The organism is Ectothiorhodospira variabilis, from assembly GCF_022227625.1.
GTDB classification, from domain to species: domain Bacteria; phylum Pseudomonadota; class Gammaproteobacteria; order Ectothiorhodospirales; family Ectothiorhodospiraceae; genus Ectothiorhodospira; species Ectothiorhodospira haloalkaliphila.
Genome location: NZ_JAJNAO010000001.1, coordinates 281,473 through 305,704 on the forward strand (window position 1 = coordinate 281,473; position 24,232 = coordinate 305,704).

Sequence of the window (24,232 nt, forward strand, 5' to 3'; positions counted from 1 at the left end):
GCGCGACTGGATGCGCACAGTGGTCACGACGGACCCCGGCGCGTCATGGCCTCACCCTCCGCGAGATACCCGGAATGCTGACCCGTGCCGGCCATGCGGCACGGCGAGCACATGGTGCAACAATCGGGGGGATTTCTGGATTCTTGGCGAGCTTGGCTACCAGCTTCGGAATAATACCCTTGAAAAAATATTGTTTTTTTTAAGGGATTTGGATCTGTTTGGCTACTTCATTTTCCAATACAGAAGGAAGAAAAGATTTGCCCCAACAGGTCATCGGAGGTCACCTTGCCGGTGATTTCTCCCAGGGTGTCCTGGGCCAGGCGTAGTTCTTCGGCCATCAACTCCGGGGCCTGGGTGGCATGGAAGTGCTGGCGAGCTTCGAGGATATGCTGGCGGGTGCGGTCCAGGGCATCCAGATGGCGGCGGCGGGCGGTGAACAGGCCCTCCGGGTCGCCATCGTAATGCAACTGCTGCTTGAGCAGTTCCCGCAGGGTGCTGATGCCCTCGCCGGTGCGCGCAGAGAGATACAGGCTATTGCTGGAGTCCACCGGGACGTCATCCAGGCAATCCAGCTTGTTATGAACGGTGATCACCCGGAGTTTCTCGGGCAGGCGACGGCGGATGTCTGCCTCGGCCTCCCCCTCGCCCAGGGTGGAATCCACCACCAGCAGCACCAGATCGGCCTTCTCGATTTCGGCCCAGGCCCGGCGGATGCCTTCCTGTTCCACAGGGTCATCAGACTCGCGCAGACCGGCGGTGTCCACCAGGTGCAGGGGCAGGCCATCCAGGCTGACCTGCTCCTTGAGAACATCCCGGGTGGTGCCGGGTATGGCAGTGACAATGGCGGCTTCCCGGTCCACCAGGCGATTGAGGAGGCTGGACTTGCCGGCATTGGGACGTCCCGCAATCACCAGATGGACGCCTTCACGGAGCAGATTGCCCTGGCGGGCGCTTTCCACGAGGGTGTCCAGGCGGCTGCTCAGCGCGTCCAGGCGCTGGCCGATGCCTGTGTCCTCAAGCAGTTCCAGTTCCTCGTCGGGGAAATCCATGGCCGCCTCCACGTAGACCCGCAACTCGGTCAACGCGGTAAGCAATTCGTCCACGCAACGGGAAAACCCGCCTTCCAGGGAACGGCGGGCGCTGCGGGCCGCAGCGGCTGACCCGGCATCGATCAGGTCAGCCACGGCTTCGGCCTGGGTCAGGTCCAGGCGGTCATTGAGAAAGGCACGCTCGGTGAACTCACCTGGCCGGGCCAACCGGCAACCCCGGTCGACACAGGCGGCCAGGATCAGGTCCATGATGACGGGCCCCCCATGGCCCTGCAGCTCCAGAACATCCTCGCCGGTATAGGAATGGGGCCCGGCAAAGAACAGGGCCAGGCCGGTGTCGATGGCCTGCCCCGAGGCATCCTGAAAGTCCGTCAGCAGGGCCCTGCGCGGGGCCGGAACCCGCCCCAGGCACCCCTGGGCCACAGTGCGCGCCAGGGGGCCGGAGACGCGCACGATACCCACGCCACCGCGCCCCGGTGGGGTGGCGATGGCGGCAATGGTATCGGCGTCGGCCCCGATCACCATGGATCACTTACGCGATTTACCACCCCGTGGGCGCTTCCGGCGCGAACCCTTGCCTGCACCCCCCTTGTTCTGGGCGGATTTCGTGGTCTGGGCCTTGGGTGGCTGCGACGGTGCTTCGTCGGTTTGATCGTCGGCCTTTGCCTCGGGTTCTGCAGGCGACTCGGCACGGGTCTCGCTGGCGGCTTCACTGTCCGCCTGGCCCGGGCTGGTGGCGCTGGCATCGGCGCTATCAGTGCCCGAATCATCCGCGCTGTCATCATCATCCTGCTTGCCACGGGAACCCTTGGGCGGGCTGCCACCGGGCTTGACCATGGCCGCCTCGATGTTCCGGGTGATGTAGTACTGCTGAGCGATGGACAGCAGGTTGTTGGACAACCAGTACAACACCAGACCCGCCGGGAAGAAGGCGAAGAACACCGTGAAGATGATGGGCAGGGCCATCATGATCTTCTGCTGGACCGGGTCCATGGGCGCCGGGTTCAGCTTGTACTGGGCGATCATGCTGGCGCCCATGAGCAGCGGCAGCACAAAGTAGGGATCGCGCACGGACAGGTCCTGAATCCACAGGATCCAGGGAGCCTGCCGTAGCTCGACGCTTTCCAGCAACACCCAGTACAGGGCAATGAAGACGGGAATCTGCACCAGGATGGGCAGACACCCTCCCAGCGGATTGATCTTCTCCTTCTTGTACAGCTCCATCAGCGCCTGGTTCATGCGCTGCTTGTCGTCCCCGAAACGCTCCTTGAGCGCCATCATCTTCGGTTGCACGGCACGCATCTTGGCCATGGAACGATAGCTGGTGGCCGAGAGCTTGTAGAAGACCAACTTGATGAGCAGGGTCAGGATGATGATGGCCCAGCCCCAGTTGCCCACGAAGTCATGGATGACCCGCAGCAGCCAGAACAAGGGGGCGGAAAGCACCGTGAAGATGCCGTAGTCCACGGTCAGTTCCAGACCATCCCGGATTTCGGACAAGGGCTGCTGAGCCTTGGGCCCGATCCAGATCCGGGAATTGAGTTCGCCCCGCCCGCCCGGTTCGATGGTCACCGGTTCGGAACGCAGGCCGATGATGTACTGAGGCTGACCTCCGGAGGTCACCTCCCGGGTGTAGAGCAAGTTGACTTCGTCATCGAAGGGTACCCAGGTGCTCAGGAAATAGTGCTGGATGACGGCGATCCAGCCCTCGGTGATATTGCGCTCGCGAACGTCCTCGGCCAGATCCTCGAAGCGTTCCTTTTCATAGCGGCCATCGTAGTAGGCAGCGCCGGTAAAGGTGTACAGGAACCAGGAGTCACGGTCGGGTGTGGGCCCATGGCGCAACTGACGGTATTGCCGACCGGTCCAGGGCTGGTCACTCATGTTCTCCACCTGGTGGCTGACGTCCACCAGGAAGTCGCCGCGGCGGAAGGTGTAGGTTTTGGTGACGCGGATTCCGTCTTCGCTTTCCCAGGTGAGCGGCACGCGGAGTTCGTCCTGCCCGTCTTCCATGCGGAACTCTGTCTGCTCGGCGCGGAAGATGGCGTGGTGTGAAGGGGCGCGTCCGGCGTGTTCCACATTGGGCACACGGTCATGGATCAGACCGGATTGGGCCACATAGTCGCGGGTGCGCTCATCCAGCAGCCTCACCGGGTTGTCGGGCTCCCGAAGGCTCACCGGATAACTGGGCAGATCGGCACGTACCAGATCACCGCCGCGGGTATCGATCAGCAGGTCCAGCGTGTCGGTGACCACGCGGATCTGTTGACGCTCGATGCCAGTGATGGCATCGGCCTCCATGGGGGCATCCCGGGCCTCGGAATCGGGGGCATCGGGCATGTCATCACGGCGCTCGCCTGCCTCCTGATGCGCGGCATCGGAACGGTCGGGGGAGAACTCGGGCTGAGGACCGTAGTCCACACGCCAGGCCTGCCAGATGAGAAACAGCAGGAAGACGAGAGTGAGGTAGAGTATTGGACGGAGGTTATCCATGATTTCGCGGGGGTCGATGATGGCCGTGAGCGGGGTCCGGAACGGGATCATACCCGCCCTCGCACCAGGGATGGCAGCGGGCAAGCCGCTTGATCGTCAGCCAGGAGCCATACAGGGCACCGTGGCGTTCGATGGCTTCAATCCCGTAGCAGGAACAGGTGGGCAGAAAACGGCAATGTTGCCCGACGAACGGACTGAGCGTGTATCGGTAGACCTGGATCAGGAAGACGAGGATCTTTCGCATTGGATACTCATCCGTTGCCAGAGTCGGTCCAGGGCTTCACGCAACTGCTCGTTGCTGTAGCGTTCGGCCCGGGGTTTGCAAAGGACCACGATATCGATGGCCCCCAGTGAATCCCGATGATGTCGAAACGATTCCCGGATCAGGCGTTTGATCCGGTTGCGCTGTGTGGCGAGTCGCACGTTGCGTTTTGCCACTGCCATCCCCAGTCGCGCGGTTTGCGGCGCGTCGCTGGGGTGATGACGCCAGAGTCCGGTAAAGGGTGCTTCCGAAACCCGGTGGGCGCCAGCGAACACCTGTTGGTAGTCGCTGGCGCAGGTCAGCCTGGCGGCGCGGGGGAAACCCCTGTCTGCGAGCCTGCCGGCTGGCCGGGCCAATGGATCAGGGGCAGAGACGGGCGCGGCCTTTGGCGCGGCGCGCAGCCAGCACTTTGCGGCCGCCACGGGTGGCCATGCGGGCACGGAAACCATGGGTGCGCTTGCGATGCAGGTTACTGGGCTGGAATGTTCTTTTCATGATGGCGGACCAGGATAGATTCTAATGAGTGAGTGGACGGAACACCCCATCCAAGGCGCGTAAAAGTACCCGCGATTCCCGTGGGTGTCAATGTCGTGGCCCAGGAAGGGTGATCAGGATGTGGAAAAAGGTGTGGATAACTCTTCCGCGCCCAGAGTAGACTGGCGCGTTTATCCACCACCAGCCCTGGAGAATTACCCTTGGTCGGCAGCTCCCTTTGGCAGCAATGCGTCACGCGCCTGGAGGGCGAACTCTCCGAACAACAGCTCAACACCTGGATACGTCCACTGCATGCGGTGGAGGAGCCGGAGGTCCTGCGCCTGCTCGCACCCAATCGATTCGTGCTGGACTGGGTGAAAGATCACTTTTTCGAACGCATCGATCAGGTGGTGAACGATACCTCCGGTGAACACTCGGTGCGGGTGCATCTGGAAGTGGGCAGCAGCCAGCGCCCTGCTCCGGCCAAGGCGCCTGCCCGAACCGCCAACGCTCCCGGCGGCGCCGGTCAGGGCAATGGCCCGCACGGAGCCCGCAATACAGCCATGCGGCAACCGCAGCAGGAGGCGGCGCCGCAGCCAGCGGCCAGTTCACCTCAGTTCACCAACAACCTGAACCCCAATTTCACCTTCGATAATTTCGTCGAAGGCAAGTCCAACCAACTGGCCCGGGCGGCAAGCCTTCAGGTGGCCGGCAACGTGGGCATGGCCTACAATCCGTTATTCCTGTATGGAAGTACAGGGCTGGGCAAAACCCACCTGATGCACGCCATCGGTAACGCCATTCTGGCCCATCGCCCCGGGGCCAAAGTGGTGTACCTCCACTCGGAGCGTTTCGTGGCCGACATGATCAAGGCCCTGCAACACAACTCCATTGACGAGTTCAAGCGCTACTACCGCTCGGTGGACGCCCTGCTGATCGACGATATCCAGTTCTTCGCGGGCAAGGAGCGCTCGCAGGAGGAATTCTTCCACACCTTCAATGCCCTGCTGGAGAGCCAGCAACAGGTGATCCTCACCTGCGATCGGTATCCCAAGGAAGTGGATGGTCTGGAGGACCGCCTCAAATCCCGCTTCGGCTGGGGTCTGACCGTGGCCATCGAACCGGCGGAACTGGAAACCCGGGTGGCCATCCTCAATCGCAAGGCTGAGGAGGCTGGGGTGGAACTGCCCAGTGAGGTGGCCTTCTTCGTGGCCAAACGGATCCGCTCCAACATCCGTGAGCTGGAGGGCGCGTTGCGCCGGGTGCTGGCCAATGCACATTTCACGGGCAGCGCCATCACCCTGGAGTTCGCCAAGGAGGCCCTCCACGACCTGCTCGCCCTGCAGGACAAGCTGGTCACCATCGACAACATCCAGAAGACCGTGGCCGAGTACTTCAAGATCCGCGTATCGGATCTGCATTCCAATCGGCGCAGCCGGTCCATCACCCGCCCAAGACAGGTGGCCATGGCGCTCTCCAAGGAACTCACCAATCACAGCCTGCCGGAGATCGGCAAGGCCTTCGGGGGGCGTGACCACACCACGGTGCTGCACGCCTGTCGAAAGGTTCAGGAATTGCGGGAATCAGATGCCCGCATCAATGAAGACTTCGTGAACCTGCTGAGAACGCTGACCAGCTGACCTGGCCAACCGGGCTGGAGACCGGTGATCCGGTGTGGGCGGTGGGCAGGACTGTTGATAACCTGTGGGACAGCACGGGACAGAATCGGCTTCCAAAGTTATCCACATTCCCTCAACAGTTTGTGCGTGGCTTATCCGGGCGGCTGCGCACAGTCCTGAGGTTGCGCAACTTCATGAAAAACATGGTGAAAAAGAGCCTTATCCAGGCCAGTGCCGGTTGCTAATTATTATTACTAAAGTAAGTCTTTAAAAAGATCATTATTAAAGGGTCTCCCTGATGAAATTCAGCATAGAGCGCGAACGCCTGCTCAAACCGCTACAGCAAGTCGTCGGCGCCGTGGAAAAACGGCAGACCATGCCGATACTGAGCAACGTGCTTATCCGGGCGGAGACCTCCCGACTGGAGCTGGTGGCCACCGATCTGGAAGTGGAATGGGTGGCCGACATGGAGCACACGGTTGCCAGCCCGGGTGTGGTGACCGTGCCCGCACGGAAGCTGCTCGATATCTGCAAGGCATTGCCGGAGGGAGCAACCGTCGGGTTGCACCACGAGGGAGACCGGTTGCTGGTGAGTTCGGGGCGTTCCCGTTTCACCTTGAGCACCCTGCCCGCGGATGACTATCCCTCCCTGGAAGAGATGCGCGCCAATCTCTCGCTGGAAGTGACGCAGCGCGAATTGCTGGATCTCATGGAGCGCACCTCCTTTGCCATGGCGGTGCAGGATGTACGGTATTACCTCAATGGACTGATGTTCGAGGTGGAGCCTGGCACGGTTCGCACCGTGGCCACCGACGGGCATCGACTGTCCTTGTGTGCGATCGAGTCCATTGTTGAAACCCCGGACAGTCAGCAGTTGATCCTGCCCCGCAAGGGGGTGATGGAATTGAGCCGCTTGCTCGAGCGGGTGGATGACAAGGTGCGTCTTGAGTTGGGCGCCAGTCATCTGCGAGCCATCTTTGCCGGACTGCAATTCACCTCCAAGCTGATTGATGGGCGGTTTCCGGATTACAAACGGGTGGTACCCGAGGACGACGGCCATGTGCTCAAGGTGGACCGTGAACTGCTCAAACAGGCATTGGGGCGCACCGCTATCCTCTCCAACGAGAAGGTGCGCGGGGTACGCATGGAACTGGGCGAAAACCTTCTCAAGCTGCAGTCGCACAATCCTGAACAGGAAGAGGCGGAAGAAGAGTTGGAGGTGGAGTACGCCGGTCCGGCCATGGAGATCGGCTTCAACAGCACTTACCTGCTGGATGTGGTGAATCATCTGGAGGGCGAGATCATGGAGATCAAGTTCCGCATGTCCGGGGCCTCCATCGTCATTCGCGACCAGGTGATGCCCAGGGCGATTTACGTGGTCATGCCTATCCGCCTTTGAGGATGAGTCTCTCCCGGCTCGACATCTTCAACCTTCGCATCTTCGAAAGGGTCCGGCTCGATCCCGTGCCGGGCCTGAATCTCATCGTCGGTCCCAACGCCTCCGGCAAGACCAGTCTGCTGGAAGGGATTCATATGCTCGCCACGGGACGGTCCTTTCGGACGCCGCGCATCGAGCACGTTGTCCACAGGGGCAGTCGGGAACTGATGGTCACAGGTCAGGTGACCCACCTCCAGTCGGAAAAGATCCGCATGGGTATTCGCAAGGGTGCCTCGGGAACACGTGGTCGACTGGCCGGGCGCACTGTGCGCTCCCAGTCCGAACTGGCTCGGGTGTTACCGGTACAGGTCATCCACCCGGACAGTCACGAATTGCTGGCGGGGTCGCCGGCGGAGCGCAGGTCGTTTCTGGATTGGGGGCTGTTCCACGAAGCACCCGAGTACATGACGATACTGCAAGGGTATCGCCGCGCATTGAATCAGCGGAACGAGGCGTTGAGGCGAGGCTTCCCGGACAACGTGCTGACGGGATGGGAGCGGGAACTGGGAGAACGGGGAGAAGCGCTGGACCGTTATCGGCGCGGCTATCTGGAACGACTGTGGGAGACCCTGTTGGAGTTGCGTGTGCAGTTGCCGGATCTGGATGGGATGACCTGGGAGTATCGCCGCGGCTGGAAGGACGGCGTCGATCTGCGCGAAGCCCTGGCGTCCGGGCGGCATCGAGAGCGGGAACTGGGATACACCCTGATGGGGCCGCATCGCGCAGAGCTTGTCTTGAAGCGCGACGGGGTGTCGTTGGCCATGGAGGCATCCCGGGGGCAACAGAAGACCGCAGTGCTCTTGTTGAGGCTCACTCAAGTGGCTGCCCATCGGCGCGCGACGGGACGGTCTGCGGTGGTGCTGGTGGACGACCTGCCCTCGGAGCTGGACGCGGAACGTCGCGAGGCCGCGCTGGAATTTCTGCGTGGCCTGGAATGTCAGGTGTTTGTGAGCGCCATTGACGGGGCCCAGGTACAGGGGCTGGGGAATTGGGCAAGCCAAAAGATGTTCCACGTGGAACATGGAACACTCAGGTCAGATTAAACCCGACCAAGCCTTACTGTGAAAGCACCCAGGTTCAGCTACGGAAGCTCCCTTCTCTCCCCTGAGGGAGAAGGGCTGGGGATGAGGGGGTGGGGGAGGCACTGTGCCGGCCCTCACCCCAACCCCTCTCCCCCGAGGGGAGAGGGGCTCGTTATGTACCTTTCATCATTGAGGGTGCCTCACCACCGTGACGCATGAGAGTCAATGTTAATGTTCCACGTGGAACATCACGGGTGTCGCACCATCCATCCGGGGGGCAAGTCCACCGAAGTGTTATAATGCCCCCTTCATTTAAGTTCACTGCAGGCAAAGCATGACCGACCTTACGCCTCCCACCTACGACTCATCCAATATCAAGGTCCTCAAGGGCCTGGACGCAGTTCGCAAGCGCCCCGGGATGTACATCGGTGACACGGATGACGGCACCGGCCTGCATCACATGGTTTTCGAGGTGGTGGACAATGCCATCGACGAGGCCCTGGCTGGACACTGCCAGCAGATCGTGGTGACCGTTCATAGCGACGGTTCGGTCAGCGTGAGTGACGATGGTCGTGGTATTCCGGTGGACATCCATCCGGAAGAAGGTCGGTCCGCCGCCGAGGTCATCATGACCGTGCTCCATGCCGGCGGAAAATTCGACGACAACTCCTACAAAGTGTCCGGCGGTCTCCACGGCGTGGGTGTCTCCGTGGTGAATGCCCTGTCGGAGACCCTGGAGATGACCATCTACCGGGGCGGTCAGACGTTCCGCCAGACCTATCACATGGGCGTGCCGGAAGCCCCGCTCAAGCCGGTGAGCGAGACGCAGAAAACGGGCACACTGATCCGCTTCAAGCCCAGCCCCGAGGTGTTCGGTGACACCGAATTTCACTACGACATCCTCTCCCGCCGCCTGCGGGAACTGTCCTTCCTGAACTCGGGTGTGCGCATCGAGTTGGTGGACGAAAGGGACGAAGGCAAGCGGGATGTGTTCGAGTACCAGGGTGGGATACGGGCCTTTGTGGAACATCTGAATCGGAACAAGACCCCCCTGCACCCCAACGTGATCTACATGGACGCCGATCGTGATGGGCTGGGCGTGGAGATCGCCCTCCAGTGGAATGATTCCTATCAGGAAAACATCTTCTGCTACACCAACAATATTCCTCAGCGTGATGGCGGTACTCACTTGGCCGGATTTCGCTCTGCCCTCACCCGTACCCTGAACCAGTATATGGACACCGAAGGCCTGCTGAAGCGCCACAAGGTGAGTCCCACTGGAGATGACGCACGGGAAGGCCTCACCGCCGTCCTGTCCGTGAAGGTGCCCGATCCCAAGTTTTCCTCACAGACCAAGGACAAGCTGGTCTCATCGGAAGTGAAGGGTGTGGTGGAATCGGTCATGGCCGACGCGGTGCATAATTTCCTCCTGGAGAATCCCACCGAGGCCAAGATCATCACGGGCAAGATCACCGATGCCGCCAGGGCTCGGGAAGCGGCACGCAAGGCCCGGGACATGACCCGCCGCAAGGGGGCGCTGGATGTGGCCGGGCTGCCCGGAAAACTGGCCGACTGCCAGGAGAAGGACCCTGCCCTCTCCGAACTTTTCATTGTCGAGGGTGATTCAGCCGGTGGTTCCGCCAAACAGGGTCGCGATCGTCGTTCGCAGGCCATACTGCCTCTCAAGGGCAAGATCCTGAACGTGGAGAAGGCCCGGTTCGACAAGATGCTCTCTTCTGCCGAGGTGGGTACCCTGATCACCGCCCTGGGCTGCGGGATCGGCAAGGACGAGTTCGACCCGGACAAGCTGCGTTACCACCGCATCATCATCATGACAGACGCCGATGTGGACGGCTCTCACATCCGTACCCTGCTGCTGACCTTCTTTTACCGCCAGATGCCGGAGTTGGTGGCTCGGGGCCACATCTATATCGCCCAGCCGCCGCTTTACAAGATCAAGCGGGGCAAACAGGAACTCTACGTCAAGGATGAGCTGGAAATGACCAATCTACTGCTCAACCAGGCCCTGGATGGGGCCAAGCTGCTGGTCCATGAAAATGCCCCGCCCGTGAGTGGCGAGGCCCTTGAGGATCTGGCGCGACGCTACAACAGCGTCATGGCTGCGGTGGGCCGTCTGGGCCGGCGTTATGATCGACATCTGTTGGAGCGCATGGTGTTCTCCTCGCCCCTGGCCGATGAGCAGCGGGCCGACCGCGATCAACTGGAGGCCTGGTTCAATCACGTCATGGAGGGCCTGCAATCGGATTCGGCCGGAGCCACCCAGTACCGAATGGAAATCCACGACGACGACCGGGGTGGCTATCAGGTGCATGTGGTGCGCCTGATGCATGGTGCCGAGATTCGGGATGTCTTCGGTGCGGACTTTTTCGAGTCGGCAGAATTTCGTCTGTTGCGCAGCCTCGCAGAACGCCTGGATGGCCTGCTGGACGAGGGGGCCAGTATTCAGCGGGGCGAACGCCGTCAGCCCGTGAGCAGCTTCCGACAGGTCATGGACTGGCTCATGGCCGAGGCTCGCCGTGGTCTGGCCGTGCAGCGTTACAAGGGTCTAGGTGAGATGAATCCCGAGCAGCTCTGGGAGACCACCATGAATGCCGAGACCCGTCGCTTGCTGCAGGTACAGGTGGAGGATGCGATCCGTGCCGATGAAGTCTTCACGACCCTCATGGGGGATCACGTGGAACCTCGACGGGAATTCATCGAGGCCAACGCCCTGACGGCGTCCAATCTGGATATCTGATTTCTCCCTGCCCTACCCTGATCGAGGCGATCATGGGTCGAAAACAGCCGATCCGCTGGGGGACATTCCGCGGCTGCCTGGGGCACAATGGTCTCCAGGCGGTTTCACTATCCGACAGAGGTCAATGTCATGGATATCGGCGGTTATGTCATGCTGGGCATCTTTTTCCTGATTGCCCTGTATTCGGTGCTCATCTACAACAACCTGGTGAACCTCAAGCACGCGGTTTCCAAGTCCTGGTCCAACATCGAGGTGCTGCTCAAACAGCGCTACGATGAGTTGCCCAAACTGGTGGAGGTGTGCCGCCAGTACATGGCCTACGAGAAGGAAACCCTGGAGCGGGTCATGCGGGCCCGATCAGCGGTGAATGCCGCACAGCAACGGGGCGATGTAAAATCCCTGGGCGAGGCCGAGGATGGCCTGCGCATTGGTCTGGGTAATCTATTTGCCGTGGCCGAGGCCTATCCGGATCTCAAGGCCGATGAGAGCTATCGCCACTTGCAGACCCGTATCAGCGGCCTGGAAAATGCCATTGCCGACCGGCGCGAGTATTACAATGAAAGCGTCAATCGCAACAACGTGCGCATCGAGCAATTCCCTGATCTGGTGATTGCCCACCTGTTTCGTTTCGGTCCCTTCGATCTCCTGGAGTTCTCCCGCCGCGAGACCCAGGATGTGGATGTGCGGGCCCTGTTCAATTGATCAAGGGTCGTCTTACCCGTGCTGGATCCTGGTGAATTCTGGCTCCTGGCAGGCCTGCTGGGAGCCCTTCTTTGCCTCTCACTGTTCGGTTTCATCCGTGGGGCCACGCGCAAGCGTCTGATTGCCGATACGCCCACCTCGCGGGTCCGTTCGGCCGCTCAGGGCTATGTTGAACTGATCGGCCAGGCCCGCCTCATGGAAGGCCCTCCCATCATTGCCCCCCTCACCGGCACCCACTGCGCCTGGTACTCCTATCGGATCGATCGACGCGACCGCACCGGCTCCGGGCGTCGATCGCGCCAGCGCTGGACCTGCGTGGATCAGGGAACCAGCACGGATCTGTTCTACCTGGTGGATGATACCGGCGAATGCGTGGTGGACCCGGAGGGGGCTCAGGTGGTCCACGTGCATCAGGACCGTTGGCATGGGGATTCACGCCGGCCGCTGGTAGGCCCCGGGGGCGGGGGCACCTTTCTGGGTGCCGGGCGTTATCGCTACACCGAAAACCGCCTGCATCTTGACGATGACCTCTATGCCATCGGTTATTTCCGCAGTCACGTCACCGGCGATGAAACCACCTTGAATACCGAGGTGGCACAGATACTGAGGGAATGGAAAAAAGATCCCGCGGCCCTCGCTCGCTTCGATGCCAATGGCGATGGCGAGATCTGCCTGGAGGAATGGGAGGCGGCCCGGCAGGCCGCCACCGATCAGGCGTTGATGCAGCGCGCCGAGCGCGCCATGGCGCCCGCCACGCATCTCCTGAGCCGCGGCCCCGACCGTCGACGCCCTTATATCCTCTCCGCGCTACCTGAGGATCAACTGGTGACCCGGTATCGCTGGATGGCTCGTCTGAGTGGTCTGGGTTTCCTGCTGTCGGTGGGTGGCCTTGCCTGGCTCTTTCTCGCGGGCTGAGATGACGGTCGGAAGCCTCCTCCCGCCCATGGCAAAACCTGACCTCCGGCACTCCTGAGGGATCACGCGTCGAGTACGCCCAGGAGCGATTTCGCGTGTTACATTAATACCCTGACCTTATCGTGATCCGAGCCCTCATGAATAATCCCCTTTTGCAGATGAGCGGGTTACCCCCGTTTCCCGAGATCCTGCCGGAACACGTGGAGCCGGCACTGGACCAGGTGCTGGCGGAAAACCGCGAAGCCATGAACGCCCTGCTGGATCAGCCCGGGCCCTTCACCTGGGACAATCTCATCCATCCTCTCTCCCTGCTGGAAGACCGGCTCAACCGAATCTGGTCCCCGGTGCGCCATATGAATTCCGTGGTGAATTCCGAGTCTCTTCGTCAGGCTTACAATGCCTGCCTGCCCAAGCTCTCCGACTATGCCACCGAGATGGGCCAGAACATCCGCTTGTTTCAGGCCTATCAGAGCATTGCCGATGGCCCGGGCTTTACCGAGCTCTCCCCCACGCAGCAGCGGGTGATCACCAACGCCCTGCGGGATTTCCATCTCAGCGGCGTGGACCTTCAGGACGAACAGAAGGTCCGCTACAAGGAGATCGCTCAGGAGCTCTCCCAGCTGACCTCCCGGTTTGAGGAACACGTGCTTGATGCCACCCAGTCCTGGCAGCGTCACGTCCCTGAGGAGGGTTCCCTGGCAGGTCTGCCTGAGTCGGCCCTGGACATGTTGCGGCAGAACGCACAGCAGCGGTCCCTGGAGGGCTGCCTGATCACCCTGGAATTCCCCTCCTATTACGCCATCATGACCTTTGCTGACGACCGGGAACTGCGTCGGGAGGTGTACAGCGCCTATGTCACACGGGCCTCTGACGAAGGACCCCATGACCGCAAATTCGACAACTCCGAGGTGATGGAACGCATCCTGGCCCTGCGTGATGAGCAGGCCAGACTACTGGGGTACGACAACTACGCCCAACTCTCCCTGGCCACCAAGATGGCCGAATCCCCGCAGCAGGTGGTGGGTTTCCTCAACGATCTGGCCCAACGTGCCCGTCCCGCTGCGGTTCAGGAACTGGACGATCTGCGCAGGTTCGCCCGGGAACATCTGTCGCTGGAGGATCTGCAGGCCTGGGACCTTGCCTATGCCTCGGAAAAGCTGCGCCAGCATGCCTACAACCTCTCCCAGGAGGATCTCAAGCCTTATTTCCCGGTGGACCGTGTGTTGCAGGGGCTGTTTGACCTGGTGGAGCGGCTGTATCAGGTGCGCATCCGGCGGGAGAACGATGTCCCGGTGTGGCACGAGGATGTGCGCTTCTACGAGATCCAGGATCCGGATGGTACTCCTCGGGCACGCTTCTACCTGGACCTGTATGCGCGCAGCCACAAGCGCGGCGGCGCCTGGATGGACGAGTGTCTGAATCGACTGCGGGACGGCGATGACCTGCAGTTGCCGGTGGCCTACATGACCTGCAACTCCACCCCTCCCGTGGGTGGCAAGCCGGCCCTGTTCACCCATGACGAAGTGCTCACCCTCTTCCACGAATTCGGTCATGGCCTGCATCACATGCTCACCCGCGTGGACTGCCCGGATGTGGCCGGGATCAACGGTGTGGAATGGGATGCCGTGGAACTGCCCAGCCAGTTCATGGAAAACTGGTGCTGGGAGCGCGAGGCCCTGGACATGTTCGCCGCCCATCACGAGACTGGCGAGCCCCTGCCCCAGGAACTGTTCGACAAGCTCCTGGCCACCCGGCATTTCCAGGCCGCCATGCAGATGGTCCGGCAGCTGGAGTTCTCCCTGTTCGACATGCGCCTGCACGCGGAATACGATCCCGAGCGGGGTGGCCGCGTCCAGGAGATTCTGGACGAAGTCCGTGATCAGGTGGCGGTGATGAAGCCACCCGCCTTCAACCGATTCCAGCATGGCTTCTCGCATATCTTCGCCGGGGGTTACGCGGCGGGTTATTACAGCTACAAATGGGCCGAGGTGCTCTCCGCTGATGCCTTTGCCCGCTTCGAGGAGGAAGGCCTGTTCAACCCTGGTGTGGGTCACGCCTTTCTCACCGAGATCCTCGAGCAGGGTGGGTCCCGCCCTGCCCTGGAACTCTTCAAGGCCTTCCGGGGCCGGGAGCCGGACATCGAGGCCCTGCTGCGTCATTCGGGGCTGGCCGCGGCATGAGGATTGCCACCTGGAACGTCAATTCCCTGAAGGTGCGTCTGCCCCACGTCCTGGACTGGCTGGAGCAGCAGCGACCGGACGTGCTCGCCCTGCAGGAAACCAAACTCATCGACGAGGCCTTCCCCGTTGAAGCCCTGGCGGAAGCTGGCTATCAGGCCGTTTTTGCGGGTCAGAAGACCTACAATGGGGTGGCCCTGCTCTCAAAGACCCAGGCCATGGACCCGATGACCGACCCGCCCGGGGTGGAGAGCGTGGACCGGCGTATCATGGCCGCCACCGTGGATGGCGTCCGGGTGGTCAATCTCTATGTGGTCAATGGGTCCGAAGTGGGTTCGGACAAGTACGCCTACAAGCTGGAATGGTTGCATCGGGTCACGGCATTCTTGCGGGCCGAGCAGGCGCAACACGAGCATGTGGTGGTGCTGGGTGATTTCAACATCGCTCCGGAGGATCGGGATGTGTACGACCCCGAGGCATGGCACGAACGCATCCTGTGCTCCACCCCGGAGCGTGAGGCCCTCAAGGCGATCCTGGATATGGGCTTCGTGGATGTGTTCCGGCGATTCGAGCAGCCGGATCCCAGCTACAGTTGGTGGGACTACCGGGCCGCGCGCTTCCGTCGCAACCAGGGGCTGCGCATCGATCTGATCCTCGCCACGACCGCCCTGGCCGGGCAATGTACCGCCAGCATGATCGACACGGCGCCAAGAAAGCTGGAGCGCCCCTCCGATCACGCCCCCGTCGTTGCCGACTTCCACCTCTAGACCGGACCATCATGAAATATCGAGACCTGCGCGAGTTCATTCAGGGCCTGGAGGCCAGGGGCGAATTGAAACGCATCCAGACGCCGGTTGATCCGCGCCTGGAGATGACCGAGATCTGCGACCGCACCCTGCGGGCCGAGGGCCCTGCCCTGCTCTTCGAGAACCCTACCGGATACCGTATGCCGGTGCTGGGTAACCTCTTTGGCACCCCCCGGCGGGTGGCTCTGGGTATGGGGGAGGATTCCGTGGAGGCCCTGCGCGAGGTGGGCAAGCTGCTGGCGTTTCTCAAGGAACCGGATCCGCCCAAGGGTCTCAAGGAGGCCTGGAGCACCCTGCCCGTGTTCAAGAAAGTGCTGGACATGGCGCCCAAGAAGGTGCGTCACGGGGTGTGTCAGACCGTGGTCAAAAAGGGTGATGAGGTGGATCTGGGGGAATTGCCCGTACAGGTCTGCTGGCCGGGTGATGCCGGGCCGTTGATCACCTGGGGCCTGGTGGTCACGCGTGGCCCCCACAAGGAGCGTCAGAACATGGGGATCTATCGCCAACAGGTGATCGGTCGCAACCGGGTGATCATGCGCTGGCTCTCCCATCGGGGTGGCGCCCTGGATTTTCGGGAATGGCAACAGGCACATCCCGGCGAGCCCTTTCCGGTCTCGGTGGTGCTGGGGGCCGATCCCGCCACCATCCTGGGGGCCGTCACCCCGGTGCCCGATACCCTCTCCGAGCACGCCTTTGCGGGGCTGTTGCGAGGTTCGCGCACGGAGCTCACCCGCTGCCTGGGCAACGATCTGCAGGTGCCGGCCACGGCCGAGATCATCCTCGAGGGTGTGATCCACCCGGACGACATGGCACCCGAGGGGCCCTTTGGTGACCATACCGGGTACTACAACGAAGTGGACAGCTTCCCGGTGTTCACCGTGGAACGCATCACCCACCGGCCCGACCCCATTTACCACAGTACCTATACGGGCCGGCCACCGGACGAGCCGGCAATCCTGGGTGTGGCCCTCAACGAGGTCTTCGTGCCCATACTGCGCAAGCAGTTTCCGGAGATCGTGGATTTCTATCTGCCCCCCGAGGGCTGTTCCTATCGCCTGGCAGTGGTGAGCATTCGCAAGCAATATGCAGGTCACGCCAAGCGGGTGATGCTGGGGGTGTGGTCCTTCCTGCGCCAGTTCATGTATACAAAGTTCGTGATCATCGTCGATGATGATGTGAACGCGCGGGACTGGAAGGATGTGATCTGGGCCATGACCACCCGCATGGATCCGGGTCGTGATACGGTCACCATCGATAATACCCCTATTGATTATCTGGATTTTGCCTCCCCTGTGTCCGGCCTGGGCTCCAAGATGGGTTTCGATGCCACCAACAAGTGGCCGGGAGAGACTCAAAGGGAATGGGGCACGCCCATCGTCATGAGCGACGAGGTGAAACGACGCGTTGACGAGATCTGGGACGAGCTGGGCATCTAGCCGACGAGCGTGCTTTGCGGGTGTCGTGGTCTGCGGTAGATTGAGTTGAGTCAAACCCTACAGGCCTGACGGTATTGGCCGATACTTAACTCGCAGGGAGGCGCCGGGCAGGCGCCCCGTGTTCTTCTCATCACGGATCTCGCCATGACACAACGCATACTCCTCATGATCGGTCTGGTGGTTCTGGCCGGGTTGCTCGCACTGACCCTCGTCTGGCTATTGGGGCCCGGGCCGGGGGCAGCCATCCTGGCATCCATGCTGGCTACCGGCGGCGCCATCACGGTGATGGACCGACTGCACGTGGCACCCCGTGAGCAGGCCCTGGAAACACTTTACGCGCAGACCCTCTCCCGCCCCCCTGCCCCACTGACGGTCACGGAAGATCCGCGCAGCAAGGTCATCGCCCAGGCCCTGGAGAGGCAACGCAAGCTGGCGGGGCGCCTGGCCGATACCGGGTCCCGTATCGCTGTCTCTGCCGCCGAAGTGTCCCATGCGTCGGTCACCCTCAAGCAGCGGGTGCACTCCCAGGTCTCCACCGTCAACGGCATCGCCGATGCGTCCGGGCACATCTCAGCCACGGTGCAGACCTCCGTGGAGAGTTCCGGGCAGGCTGCCGAGAGCGCCCGCCTGACCAACGAGGCCAGTCACGCCGGTCATGCCTGCGTGGAGGACGCCCTCAGTCACATGGAGGAGATGAAGGAACGCATGGAGCAGGCCTCCCAGCTCATGTCCCGTCTGGAAGGCCGCGCCGGAGAGATTCAGCGCATCACCGGGGTGATCAGCGGCATTGCCGAGCAGACCAATCTGCTGGCCTTGAACGCGGCCATCGAGGCCGCCCGTGCCGGCGAACAGGGCCGGGGTTTTGCGGTGGTGGCGGACGAGGTGCGCAGCCTGGCCAACCGAACCTCTCAGGCCACCGGTGAGATTGGTCAGATGGTCCAGGAGATCAACACGGAGACCCACCAGGCTGCCTCCACCATGCAGCAGTTGGTGGAGGCAGTGCAGGGCAGCGCCGACCGCACCGTGAAGGTGGATCAGCATCTCTCCGACATCCTCAACCACTCCGCCAATGCAGATAACTGCATCCAGACGGTGGTCAGTGGCGCCGAGCAGAATCACAATCATCTGGACGAGGTGACCCGGGCCATCCAGACCGTCAGCAGCCACCTGCGGGAGACCGAGGACGATGTGAGCCATCTGTCCTCCCAGGCGGAGCAACTGGCGGAGCGGGCGGAATTGATTTACGAGCTTCTGGGCGATGTGGGACTGGGGGGCCTGCACGATCAGGTGCGCCAGGAAGCCGAACAGGCTGCTGCTGCTGTCGGACACGCGTTCGAGGCGGCGGTGGACGCAGGCCGCATTCGCCTGGAGGATCTGTTCGACCGCAATTACAAGCCCATCCCGGATACCGATCCGGTGAAGCACAAGACCCGCTTCGACGATTTCACCGACAAGGTCCTACCAGCCATTCAGGAACCCATCCTGGAGCGCCATCGCTTTATCGCCTATGCCGGCGCCGTGGATGATCATGGTTATTTCCCCACCCATAACCGTCGCTATGCCAAGGCCCTGACCGGTGATTATGCCAAGGACCTGGCCAACAACCGCACCAAGCGGATCTTCAAGGACCGCACCGGCTCCCGCTGTGGCTCGCACCAGAAGCCCTATTTGCTGCAGACTTACAAGCGGGATACCGGGGAGATCATGCACGACCTCTCGGTGCCCATTTTCGTCAAGGGACGGCATTGGGGTGGTTTTCGTATCGGGTATCATGACCGGAGCGGCTGATCGCGCCGCCTGAATACACCGCCCGGTGCATGCCATGACATTCCCTGCCTATCCCTACAGCCTGCGGTCCGCCCTGCTGGGCTTCGTGCTGGCCCCCCTGCTGCTGATCGTGCTCCTGGCCGGATGGTCGGGGCTCACGAGTCTGGAAGCCCACATGGAAACGCGCATGCAGCAGGACATCGAACTGGTGGCCCGGGCCATCCACCTGCCGCTGAGTGATGCTCTGGCCCGCGGGGAGCGGGCCAATGTCCAGCAGGCCCTGGACTCTGCCTTTCGCATCGATCAGGTTTACGGTGCCTATGTCTATGACCACCAGGGTGAGTTGGTGGCTGCCAGTGGCCCGCGCAGTCCCTCCATGGATCGCCGTCGCGATGCCCGTCTCGCCACGGTGACCGGCACCCACGGGGCCTTTGACGACCGCAGTGGTCAGGAGATCTATTCCTTCTTCATGCCCCTGAGTGATGCGGGTGGCCGCATCAACGGGCTGCTCCAGGTCACCCGCCACGGCGGCGACTTCCACGAAGATCTCATGCAGGTGCGCTCCCGCGCCCTCATGGCCCTGGGGGTCCTCAGCCTGTTGTTCGTTGCGGTGGTCGTGCTGGGTCACCATCGAGCCGTAGGGCGCCATGTGAGCCGCCTGGTCAATGCCATGGCACGGGTGGGTCAGGGGGATCGTCAGTTGCGCGTGGCAGGTGCCGGGCCGCGGGAACTGCGTGTGCTGGCCGAGGCCATGAACCGGATGCTGGACAATATGGATCGTTCCAATGCTGAACTGGAGGCCCAGCGCCGTCATCAGGCCGCCCTGGAGGAACGCCTTCGCCAATCGGAAAAGCTGGCCGCCATCGGCCAGCTGGCGGCCGGGGTCGCCCATGAACTGGGTTCCCCCCTGGGGGTGATCAACGGGCAGGCGCAACGGGCCTTGCGACGTGTGGAGGCGGAAACCCCTCAGGCCCGGGCGCTGGCAGAGATCCGCCAGGAGGTGGGCCGCATGGATCGTATCGTGCGCCAGTTGATGGACTTTGGCCGAAGAAACCCCCCCCGTGTGCGTGATGAACCCGTGCGGCGTCTGGTCAGCGCTGCCCTCGCCCAGGTGGAGGATGAAGCACGGACCCGGGGAACCACTCTGCGTCTGGTCAATCAGGAGGATGGCCCGGTGATCCCCATGGATCGGGCGCGATTGGAACAGGCCCTGACGAATCTTTTGCGCAACGCCATCCAGGCCACGCCCGGCGGACAGGTCCAGGTGAACTGGACATCGGCGCAAGGGCGTCTGGCACTGGTGGTGGAAGATGATGGGCCGGGCATCGACCCGGACCATCGCTCACGATTGTTTGAACCCTTCTTTACCACCAAGTCCGTGGGCAGCGGCACGGGTTTGGGACTGGCGGTGGCCCATGGTGCCGTCACGGAGCACCATGGCGAGATCCACGTGGAGGAAAGCCCCCTGGGTGGGGCACGGTTCGTGCTTCATCTACCCCTCAATGTCGTGGCAACCGAAGGCAATGATGACCCAGACCTCCAACAAAAACCCTGAGCAGATCCTGGTCGTGGAGGACGATGCCTCCCATCGTGAGCTGGTGGTGGAAGAGCTCAAGGATGCCGGCCTGGATGTGTTCGCCGTGGGCGATGCGGAGGCGGCCCGGGCGCATCTGGAAAGCGGGCATATCTCGCTGGTCCTCAGTGACCTGCGCCTGCCCGGGAACGATGGCCAGGACTTGCTCATACAGTCCCGTCGCCTGCCCATGCCGCCGTCGTTCATCATGCTCACCGCGTTTGGCACCATTGCCCAGGCGGTTGAGGCCCTCAAGCAGGGAGCCGACGATTTTCTCACCAAGCCGGTGGATCTGGATCATCTGGTCATCTCCGTGCGCCGTGCCCTGCGCACCCGCCGATTACAGGCCGAAGTGGCCCGCTACCGCGAGCTGCTGGAGGCGGATGATTTCCATGGCCTGATCGGCAGCAGCCCGGCCATGCAGGCCCTGTACGAAAATGTGCGTCGACTGGCACGTGCCTCCGGACCGGTGCTGGTCACCGGGGAGTCGGGCACCGGCAAGGAACTTGTGGCCCGGGCCATTCACGCCGAGAGTGATCGCGCCGGTGGCCCCTTCGTGGCCATCAACTGCGCGGGCATACCCGGCGAACTCATGGAAAGCGAGCTCTTTGGCCATGCCGCCGGGGCCTTCAGCGGGGCGCAGCAGGCGCGCCGAGGCCTCTTCGCCGAAGCCCATGGCGGCACCCTGTTGCTGGACGAGATCGGCGAGATGCCCATGGCCATGCAGGCAAAGCTGCTGCGCCTGCTTCAGGATGGTCGTGTGCGTCCGGTGGGCAGTAATCAGGAAAAGGAAGCCAATGTGCGCGTCGTGGCGGCCACCAACCGTGATCTTGGGCCCATGATTGCCGAGAATTGTTTCCGCGAGGACCTGTTTTATCGCCTGGAAACCTTCCGCCTGCATGTGCCGCCGCTGCGCGAACGGGGTGATGACATCGAACGCCTGGCGGCGCGTTTCCTGGCCCGTTTCGGAGCGGCCATGGATCGTCCTGTGGAAGGCATCACCCCCGAGGCCATGCGCGCTCTGCGCAGCTACTCATTCCCCGGCAACGTGCGGGAATTGACCAACCTCATCGAGCGGGCGGTCACCTTCTGTCGTGGCACCGAGATCCAGTTGGCGGATCTCCCTGAGCGGCTTGATGCTGCACGCACCGAATCAGGTGCCGGCGCCGCGGCCACCCAATTGTGGTCGGAGGAGGACACCCACATGCCTACCCTTCAGGAGATCGAGGATCGCTACATCCGTTGGGTGCTCGAACGCCTGGATGGCAACAAGCGCCAGGCGGCCAAGGTGCTGGGGATCGGCCGCCGCACCCTTTACCGAAGGCTGGGAGATGGCGCCCAGGATGACGAGGCGGACATGGACGCTCAGGCATCCCAGCGCACGTAGCATGGTGGCGCATGTGCCATCCTGATCCACCCTCAGCGGGGGGGCATGGCAGTGCCGTAAGAGAATTTCGTTGGAGTGAAGGGCTACGGTCTCGGCATGGCCGTCCTGGCACGGAATCTGCTTATACAAGACGTAACACTAATTCCACCAGGAGAAACCGCATGAAACATCATCCCCTTCGCACCCTTTCCCTCACCGTGGCCATCGCCGGCCTCTTGGGCGTGGGTGGCCACGCCGTGGCCCAGCAGCAGGGTGATTTCCAGGGCCAGCAGCAACAGCCCCCGGGCATGGACCAGCAGCAGGCTCCCCAAGTGGATCCCCAAACCCTGGATCGCTTCGTGGATGCCTTTGTGGCCGTACAGCATATCCGCGATGACTTTGCCGAGCAGCTCCAGGATGTAACGGACGAGGCCGAGGCCCAGGCCCTGCAGCAGGAGGCCCAGGAGGAAATGATCAACGCCGTGCAGCAGGAAGGCATGAGTGTGGATGAGTACAATCAGGTGGCCATGTCGTTGCAGAACGACCCGGCCATGCTCCAGCAGGTCCAGGAGATGGCCGCCGAGCGGATGTAATCCTGGCTGCGGTCTACCTGCTCCAGGCCGGCCGGCTCATGCCGGCGGCCTGGCTTCCCCTTAAAGTTCGTTCTGAATCCGCTTGTAGCCCTGCACGAGGCCCACGTTCGTCTGTGCTACATCCTCCGAGAAGCTTGAAGCATCCGCCGTGACCGACTCGATGGTTTCCAGGTCGGTGTCCGAGTGGATATTGCTGGTGGAAGGGACGTAGAAGGATTCCGGTATGTGGCAGTCTTCCACCACCGAGTTATGGCGAATGACCGACCCTGCCCCCACCGAACAGTTGAACAGCACTGTATTGAAGCCGATAAAGACCTGGCTCCCCACCTTGCAGGGGCCATGAATGATGGAGCGGTGAGCAATGGAGGTCTTCTCGCCGATCTCCACACGGGCACCGGACTTGGAGTGGATCACCACGCCGTCCTGGATGTTCGAATTGTCGCCGATGATGATGGGCTCCAGTTCACCCTGAGCATCGAGTTCATCGGCCCGGATCACGGCATAGGGCCCAATGAAGACATGCTCCCCCACCACCACCTTGCCGCAGAGGATCGCTGTGGGGTCCACGAATGCGGACTCAGCCACTTTGGGAAGATGGCCTGTGGGATTCTTGCGTATCAAGCGTGTGTCCTCGCGTCAGTATGAAAAGGCTCGCCATGCTGCCACCGTTGAGGGGGCAAGGCAATTGCCCCACCGCCAGCCTGGATATCATCCGGGTGTGTGGCGGCGGCTGATGTGGTACGGCGTGATCTCGGAGTCATCCAGCGTGTCGTCACCCTCCTCCACCTTGAGCGATGCGCGGATACCCGCTTCCATCCGCGGATACTGCAGGTCCACCCCGAGATCCACCAGGCTCCGCCCTGCGACGACGACCCGTGACTCCCGAAGGAAGGACATCATGCCAGGACTGAGCACCTTTTCCGCCTCTGCCATGCTGACGCAGGGGGGGCGCGGGAGGTCTGCGGCATCAGCCACGGCATAGACGAAATCCGTCATGGAACGATGGTCACTGTCCCCCACGTTGTAGGTCTGCCCTTCCGGGCCATGATCCAGGGCGGCCGCGCACAGGGTGGCCAGATCATCGGCATGAATGCGATTGCCAGGGCCGGATTCTTCGGGGCAGATGACCGGCTCCCCCGCCCTGATGCGAGCCAGTGGAAGCCGGAAGGGGCCGTAGATCCCCGGGGCCCTGAGCACCACTACCGGGATGCGCGCCTCGGCCATGAGTTGGCTCAGGCGCTTTTCTGCATCCAGCCGGCGATGCCCGCGATCGGTCATGGGTGAGGGTTCAGTGAGGTCGTCCACCTGGGCTCCACCCTGGTCCCCATAAACCCCGGTAGTGCTGATGTAGACGATCTTCTCGGGTGGCTGGCGGCGACATGATTCGGTGAATCTGGCGGTTCTTGGATCCACCCGCCCTTCGTTGGGGGGCGGCGCGCTGTGCAGTACCAGGCAACCGGCCATGGGGAGTTCGTCCAGGCCTTCACCGGTATCCAGATCGGCCTGGAAGGTCTCGAAACCCATGGCCTTGAGGGCCTCTACCCGCTCGGTGCTCCGGGCCACGGCGATGACCCGGCGCCCCTCGCGAGCCATGCGGTGTCCAACGCGCTCCCCCACATAGCCGCAGCCCATGATCAGTACCGGTTTCATCATCGTTCTCCTGATTGACTGGCTTTGCGTGACTATACCGTTTAGGGGAAGGCCCTGTCCGGGCTGAGGGGCCAGGTTTTACCCAAAAAAAAGCCATCCGCCTGGGCGGATGGCCTTTCATTCATCTGGATC

General features: G+C 62.2%; 19 protein-coding genes and 1 pseudogene. 13 read left to right on the plus strand and 7 right to left on the minus strand.

Annotated elements, in window-relative coordinates; translation table 11 throughout:
- Positions 1-227: 227 nt before the first annotated feature.
- From mnmE to rpmH, 5 genes and pseudogenes are all read right to left on the minus strand, one after another.
- Positions 228-1,574, minus strand: a complete 1,347-nt coding sequence (gene mnmE / locus LPW30_RS01270) for a tRNA uridine-5-carboxymethylaminomethyl(34) synthesis GTPase MnmE (protein WP_239679877.1) — start codon at positions 1,572-1,574, stop codon at positions 228-230.
- A 318-nt stretch (positions 1,575-1,892) separates the two neighbouring features.
- Positions 1,893-3,542 (minus strand): annotated as a pseudogene (yidC, locus tag LPW30_RS01275) (membrane protein insertase YidC); the annotation flags it as partial.
- On the minus strand, positions 3,535-3,786 hold the full coding sequence (yidD, locus tag LPW30_RS01280; protein ID WP_084307031.1) for a membrane protein insertion efficiency factor YidD: 252 nt from the start codon (positions 3,784-3,786) through the stop codon (positions 3,535-3,537). The gene yidD and the pseudogene yidC, both read right to left, overlap by 8 nt.
- On the minus strand, positions 3,762-4,226 hold the full coding sequence (gene rnpA / locus LPW30_RS01285) for a ribonuclease P protein component (protein ID WP_238625243.1): 465 nt from the start codon (positions 4,224-4,226) through the stop codon (positions 3,762-3,764). Before rnpA ends, yidD begins: the two co-directional genes overlap by 25 nt.
- Positions 4,165-4,299 (minus strand): 50S ribosomal protein L34, encoded by a 135-nt coding sequence (rpmH, locus tag LPW30_RS01290; protein WP_082829751.1) that lies wholly within the window; start codon positions 4,297-4,299, stop codon positions 4,165-4,167. Before rpmH ends, rnpA begins: the two co-directional genes overlap by 62 nt.
- A gap of 200 nt (positions 4,300-4,499) precedes the next feature.
- Here rpmH and dnaA point away from each other — a divergent pair, with 200 nt between their 5' ends.
- From dnaA to LPW30_RS01355, 13 genes are all read left to right on the plus strand, one after another.
- Positions 4,500-5,918, plus strand: a complete 1,419-nt coding sequence (gene dnaA / locus LPW30_RS01295; protein ID WP_025280160.1) for a chromosomal replication initiator protein DnaA — start codon at positions 4,500-4,502, stop codon at positions 5,916-5,918.
- A gap of 277 nt (positions 5,919-6,195) precedes the next feature.
- Entirely contained in the window at positions 6,196-7,296 is a 1,101-nt protein-coding gene (gene dnaN / locus LPW30_RS01300) for a DNA polymerase III subunit beta (RefSeq protein WP_025280161.1), read from the plus strand.
- Positions 7,297-7,298: 2 nt separating this feature from the next.
- Entirely contained in the window at positions 7,299-8,378 is a 1,080-nt protein-coding gene (gene recF / locus LPW30_RS01305; protein WP_239679878.1) for a DNA replication/repair protein RecF, read from the plus strand.
- Between the two features lie 313 nt (positions 8,379-8,691).
- Complete coding sequence (gyrB, locus tag LPW30_RS01310) at positions 8,692-11,115, plus strand: DNA topoisomerase (ATP-hydrolyzing) subunit B (protein ID WP_239679879.1); 2,424 nt, start codon at positions 8,692-8,694, stop codon at positions 11,113-11,115.
- A 129-nt stretch (positions 11,116-11,244) separates the two neighbouring features.
- Positions 11,245-11,817, plus strand: a complete 573-nt coding sequence (locus LPW30_RS01315; RefSeq protein ID WP_063464172.1) for a LemA family protein — start codon at positions 11,245-11,247, stop codon at positions 11,815-11,817.
- An 18-nt stretch (positions 11,818-11,835) separates the two neighbouring features.
- A complete protein-coding gene (locus LPW30_RS01320; RefSeq protein WP_051582662.1) occupies positions 11,836-12,732 on the plus strand; it encodes a GIDE domain-containing protein in 897 nt (298 codons plus the stop codon).
- 137 nt (positions 12,733-12,869) lie between these two features.
- Complete coding sequence (prlC, locus tag LPW30_RS01325; protein WP_025280166.1) at positions 12,870-14,912, plus strand: oligopeptidase A; 2,043 nt, start codon at positions 12,870-12,872, stop codon at positions 14,910-14,912.
- Positions 14,909-15,676 carry an exodeoxyribonuclease III gene (gene xth, locus LPW30_RS01330; protein WP_025280167.1) on the plus strand — a complete coding sequence of 256 codons (768 nt, stop codon included), beginning with the start codon at positions 14,909-14,911 and terminating at the stop codon, positions 15,674-15,676. The genes prlC and xth overlap by 4 nt, the downstream gene beginning before the upstream one ends.
- An 11-nt stretch (positions 15,677-15,687) precedes the next feature.
- Positions 15,688-17,151: a 4-hydroxy-3-polyprenylbenzoate decarboxylase gene (gene ubiD / locus LPW30_RS01335; protein ID WP_239679880.1), complete on the plus strand. Its 1,464-nt coding sequence runs from the start codon at positions 15,688-15,690 to the stop codon at positions 17,149-17,151.
- A gap of 144 nt (positions 17,152-17,295) precedes the next feature.
- A complete protein-coding gene (locus LPW30_RS01340) occupies positions 17,296-18,939 on the plus strand; it encodes a methyl-accepting chemotaxis protein (protein ID WP_239679881.1) in 1,644 nt (547 codons plus the stop codon).
- 34 nt (positions 18,940-18,973) lie between these two features.
- Positions 18,974-20,473, plus strand: coding sequence for an ATP-binding protein (locus LPW30_RS01345; RefSeq protein ID WP_239679882.1), 1,500 nt, complete (start codon positions 18,974-18,976; stop codon positions 20,471-20,473).
- Positions 20,445-21,878, plus strand: a complete 1,434-nt coding sequence (locus LPW30_RS01350; RefSeq protein WP_239679883.1) for a sigma-54-dependent transcriptional regulator — start codon at positions 20,445-20,447, stop codon at positions 21,876-21,878. The genes LPW30_RS01345 and LPW30_RS01350 overlap by 29 nt, the downstream gene beginning before the upstream one ends.
- Before the next feature lie 161 nt (positions 21,879-22,039).
- Positions 22,040-22,450: a DUF4168 domain-containing protein gene (locus tag LPW30_RS01355; protein WP_025280172.1), complete on the plus strand. Its 411-nt coding sequence runs from the start codon at positions 22,040-22,042 to the stop codon at positions 22,448-22,450.
- A gap of 60 nt (positions 22,451-22,510) precedes the next feature.
- Here the strand turns inward: LPW30_RS01355 and LPW30_RS01360 are convergent, their stop codons facing one another.
- Positions 22,511-23,071, minus strand: a complete 561-nt coding sequence (locus LPW30_RS01360; protein WP_025280173.1) for an LbetaH domain-containing protein — start codon at positions 23,069-23,071, stop codon at positions 22,511-22,513.
- An 87-nt stretch (positions 23,072-23,158) separates the two neighbouring features.
- Positions 23,159-24,100, minus strand: coding sequence for an NAD-dependent epimerase/dehydratase family protein (locus LPW30_RS01365; protein WP_025280174.1), 942 nt, complete (start codon positions 24,098-24,100; stop codon positions 23,159-23,161).
- Positions 24,101-24,232: the final 132 nt, after the last annotated feature.

What these genes read in the sequence shown, in the direction of transcription:
- prlC (WP_025280166.1), top strand. Translation starts at nt 12,870, where the DNA reads ATGAATAATCCCCTTTTGCAGATGAGCGGGTTACCCCCGTTTCCCGAG.
- yidD (WP_084307031.1), bottom strand. Translation starts at nt 3,786, where the DNA reads ATGCGAAAGATCCTCGTCTTCCTGATCCAGGTCTACCGATACACGCTC.
- LPW30_RS01365 (WP_025280174.1), bottom strand. Translation starts at nt 24,100, where the DNA reads ATGAAACCGGTACTGATCATGGGCTGCGGCTATGTGGGGGAGCGCGTT.
- mnmE (WP_239679877.1), bottom strand. Translation starts at nt 1,574, where the DNA reads ATGGTGATCGGGGCCGACGCCGATACCATTGCCGCCATCGCCACCCCA.
- LPW30_RS01340 (WP_239679881.1), top strand. Translation starts at nt 17,296, where the DNA reads ATGACACAACGCATACTCCTCATGATCGGTCTGGTGGTTCTGGCCGGG.
- rpmH (WP_082829751.1), bottom strand. Translation starts at nt 4,299, where the DNA reads ATGAAAAGAACATTCCAGCCCAGTAACCTGCATCGCAAGCGCACCCAT.
- recF (WP_239679878.1), top strand. Translation starts at nt 7,299, where the DNA reads ATGAGTCTCTCCCGGCTCGACATCTTCAACCTTCGCATCTTCGAAAGG.
- ubiD (WP_239679880.1), top strand. Translation starts at nt 15,688, where the DNA reads ATGAAATATCGAGACCTGCGCGAGTTCATTCAGGGCCTGGAGGCCAGG.
- LPW30_RS01315 (WP_063464172.1), top strand. Translation starts at nt 11,245, where the DNA reads ATGGATATCGGCGGTTATGTCATGCTGGGCATCTTTTTCCTGATTGCC.
- LPW30_RS01355 (WP_025280172.1), top strand. Translation starts at nt 22,040, where the DNA reads ATGAAACATCATCCCCTTCGCACCCTTTCCCTCACCGTGGCCATCGCC.
- gyrB (WP_239679879.1), top strand. Translation starts at nt 8,692, where the DNA reads ATGACCGACCTTACGCCTCCCACCTACGACTCATCCAATATCAAGGTC.
- LPW30_RS01345 (WP_239679882.1), top strand. Translation starts at nt 18,974, where the DNA reads ATGACATTCCCTGCCTATCCCTACAGCCTGCGGTCCGCCCTGCTGGGC.
- dnaN (WP_025280161.1), top strand. Translation starts at nt 6,196, where the DNA reads ATGAAATTCAGCATAGAGCGCGAACGCCTGCTCAAACCGCTACAGCAA.
- xth (WP_025280167.1), top strand. Translation starts at nt 14,909, where the DNA reads ATGAGGATTGCCACCTGGAACGTCAATTCCCTGAAGGTGCGTCTGCCC.
- LPW30_RS01350 (WP_239679883.1), top strand. Translation starts at nt 20,445, where the DNA reads ATGACCCAGACCTCCAACAAAAACCCTGAGCAGATCCTGGTCGTGGAG.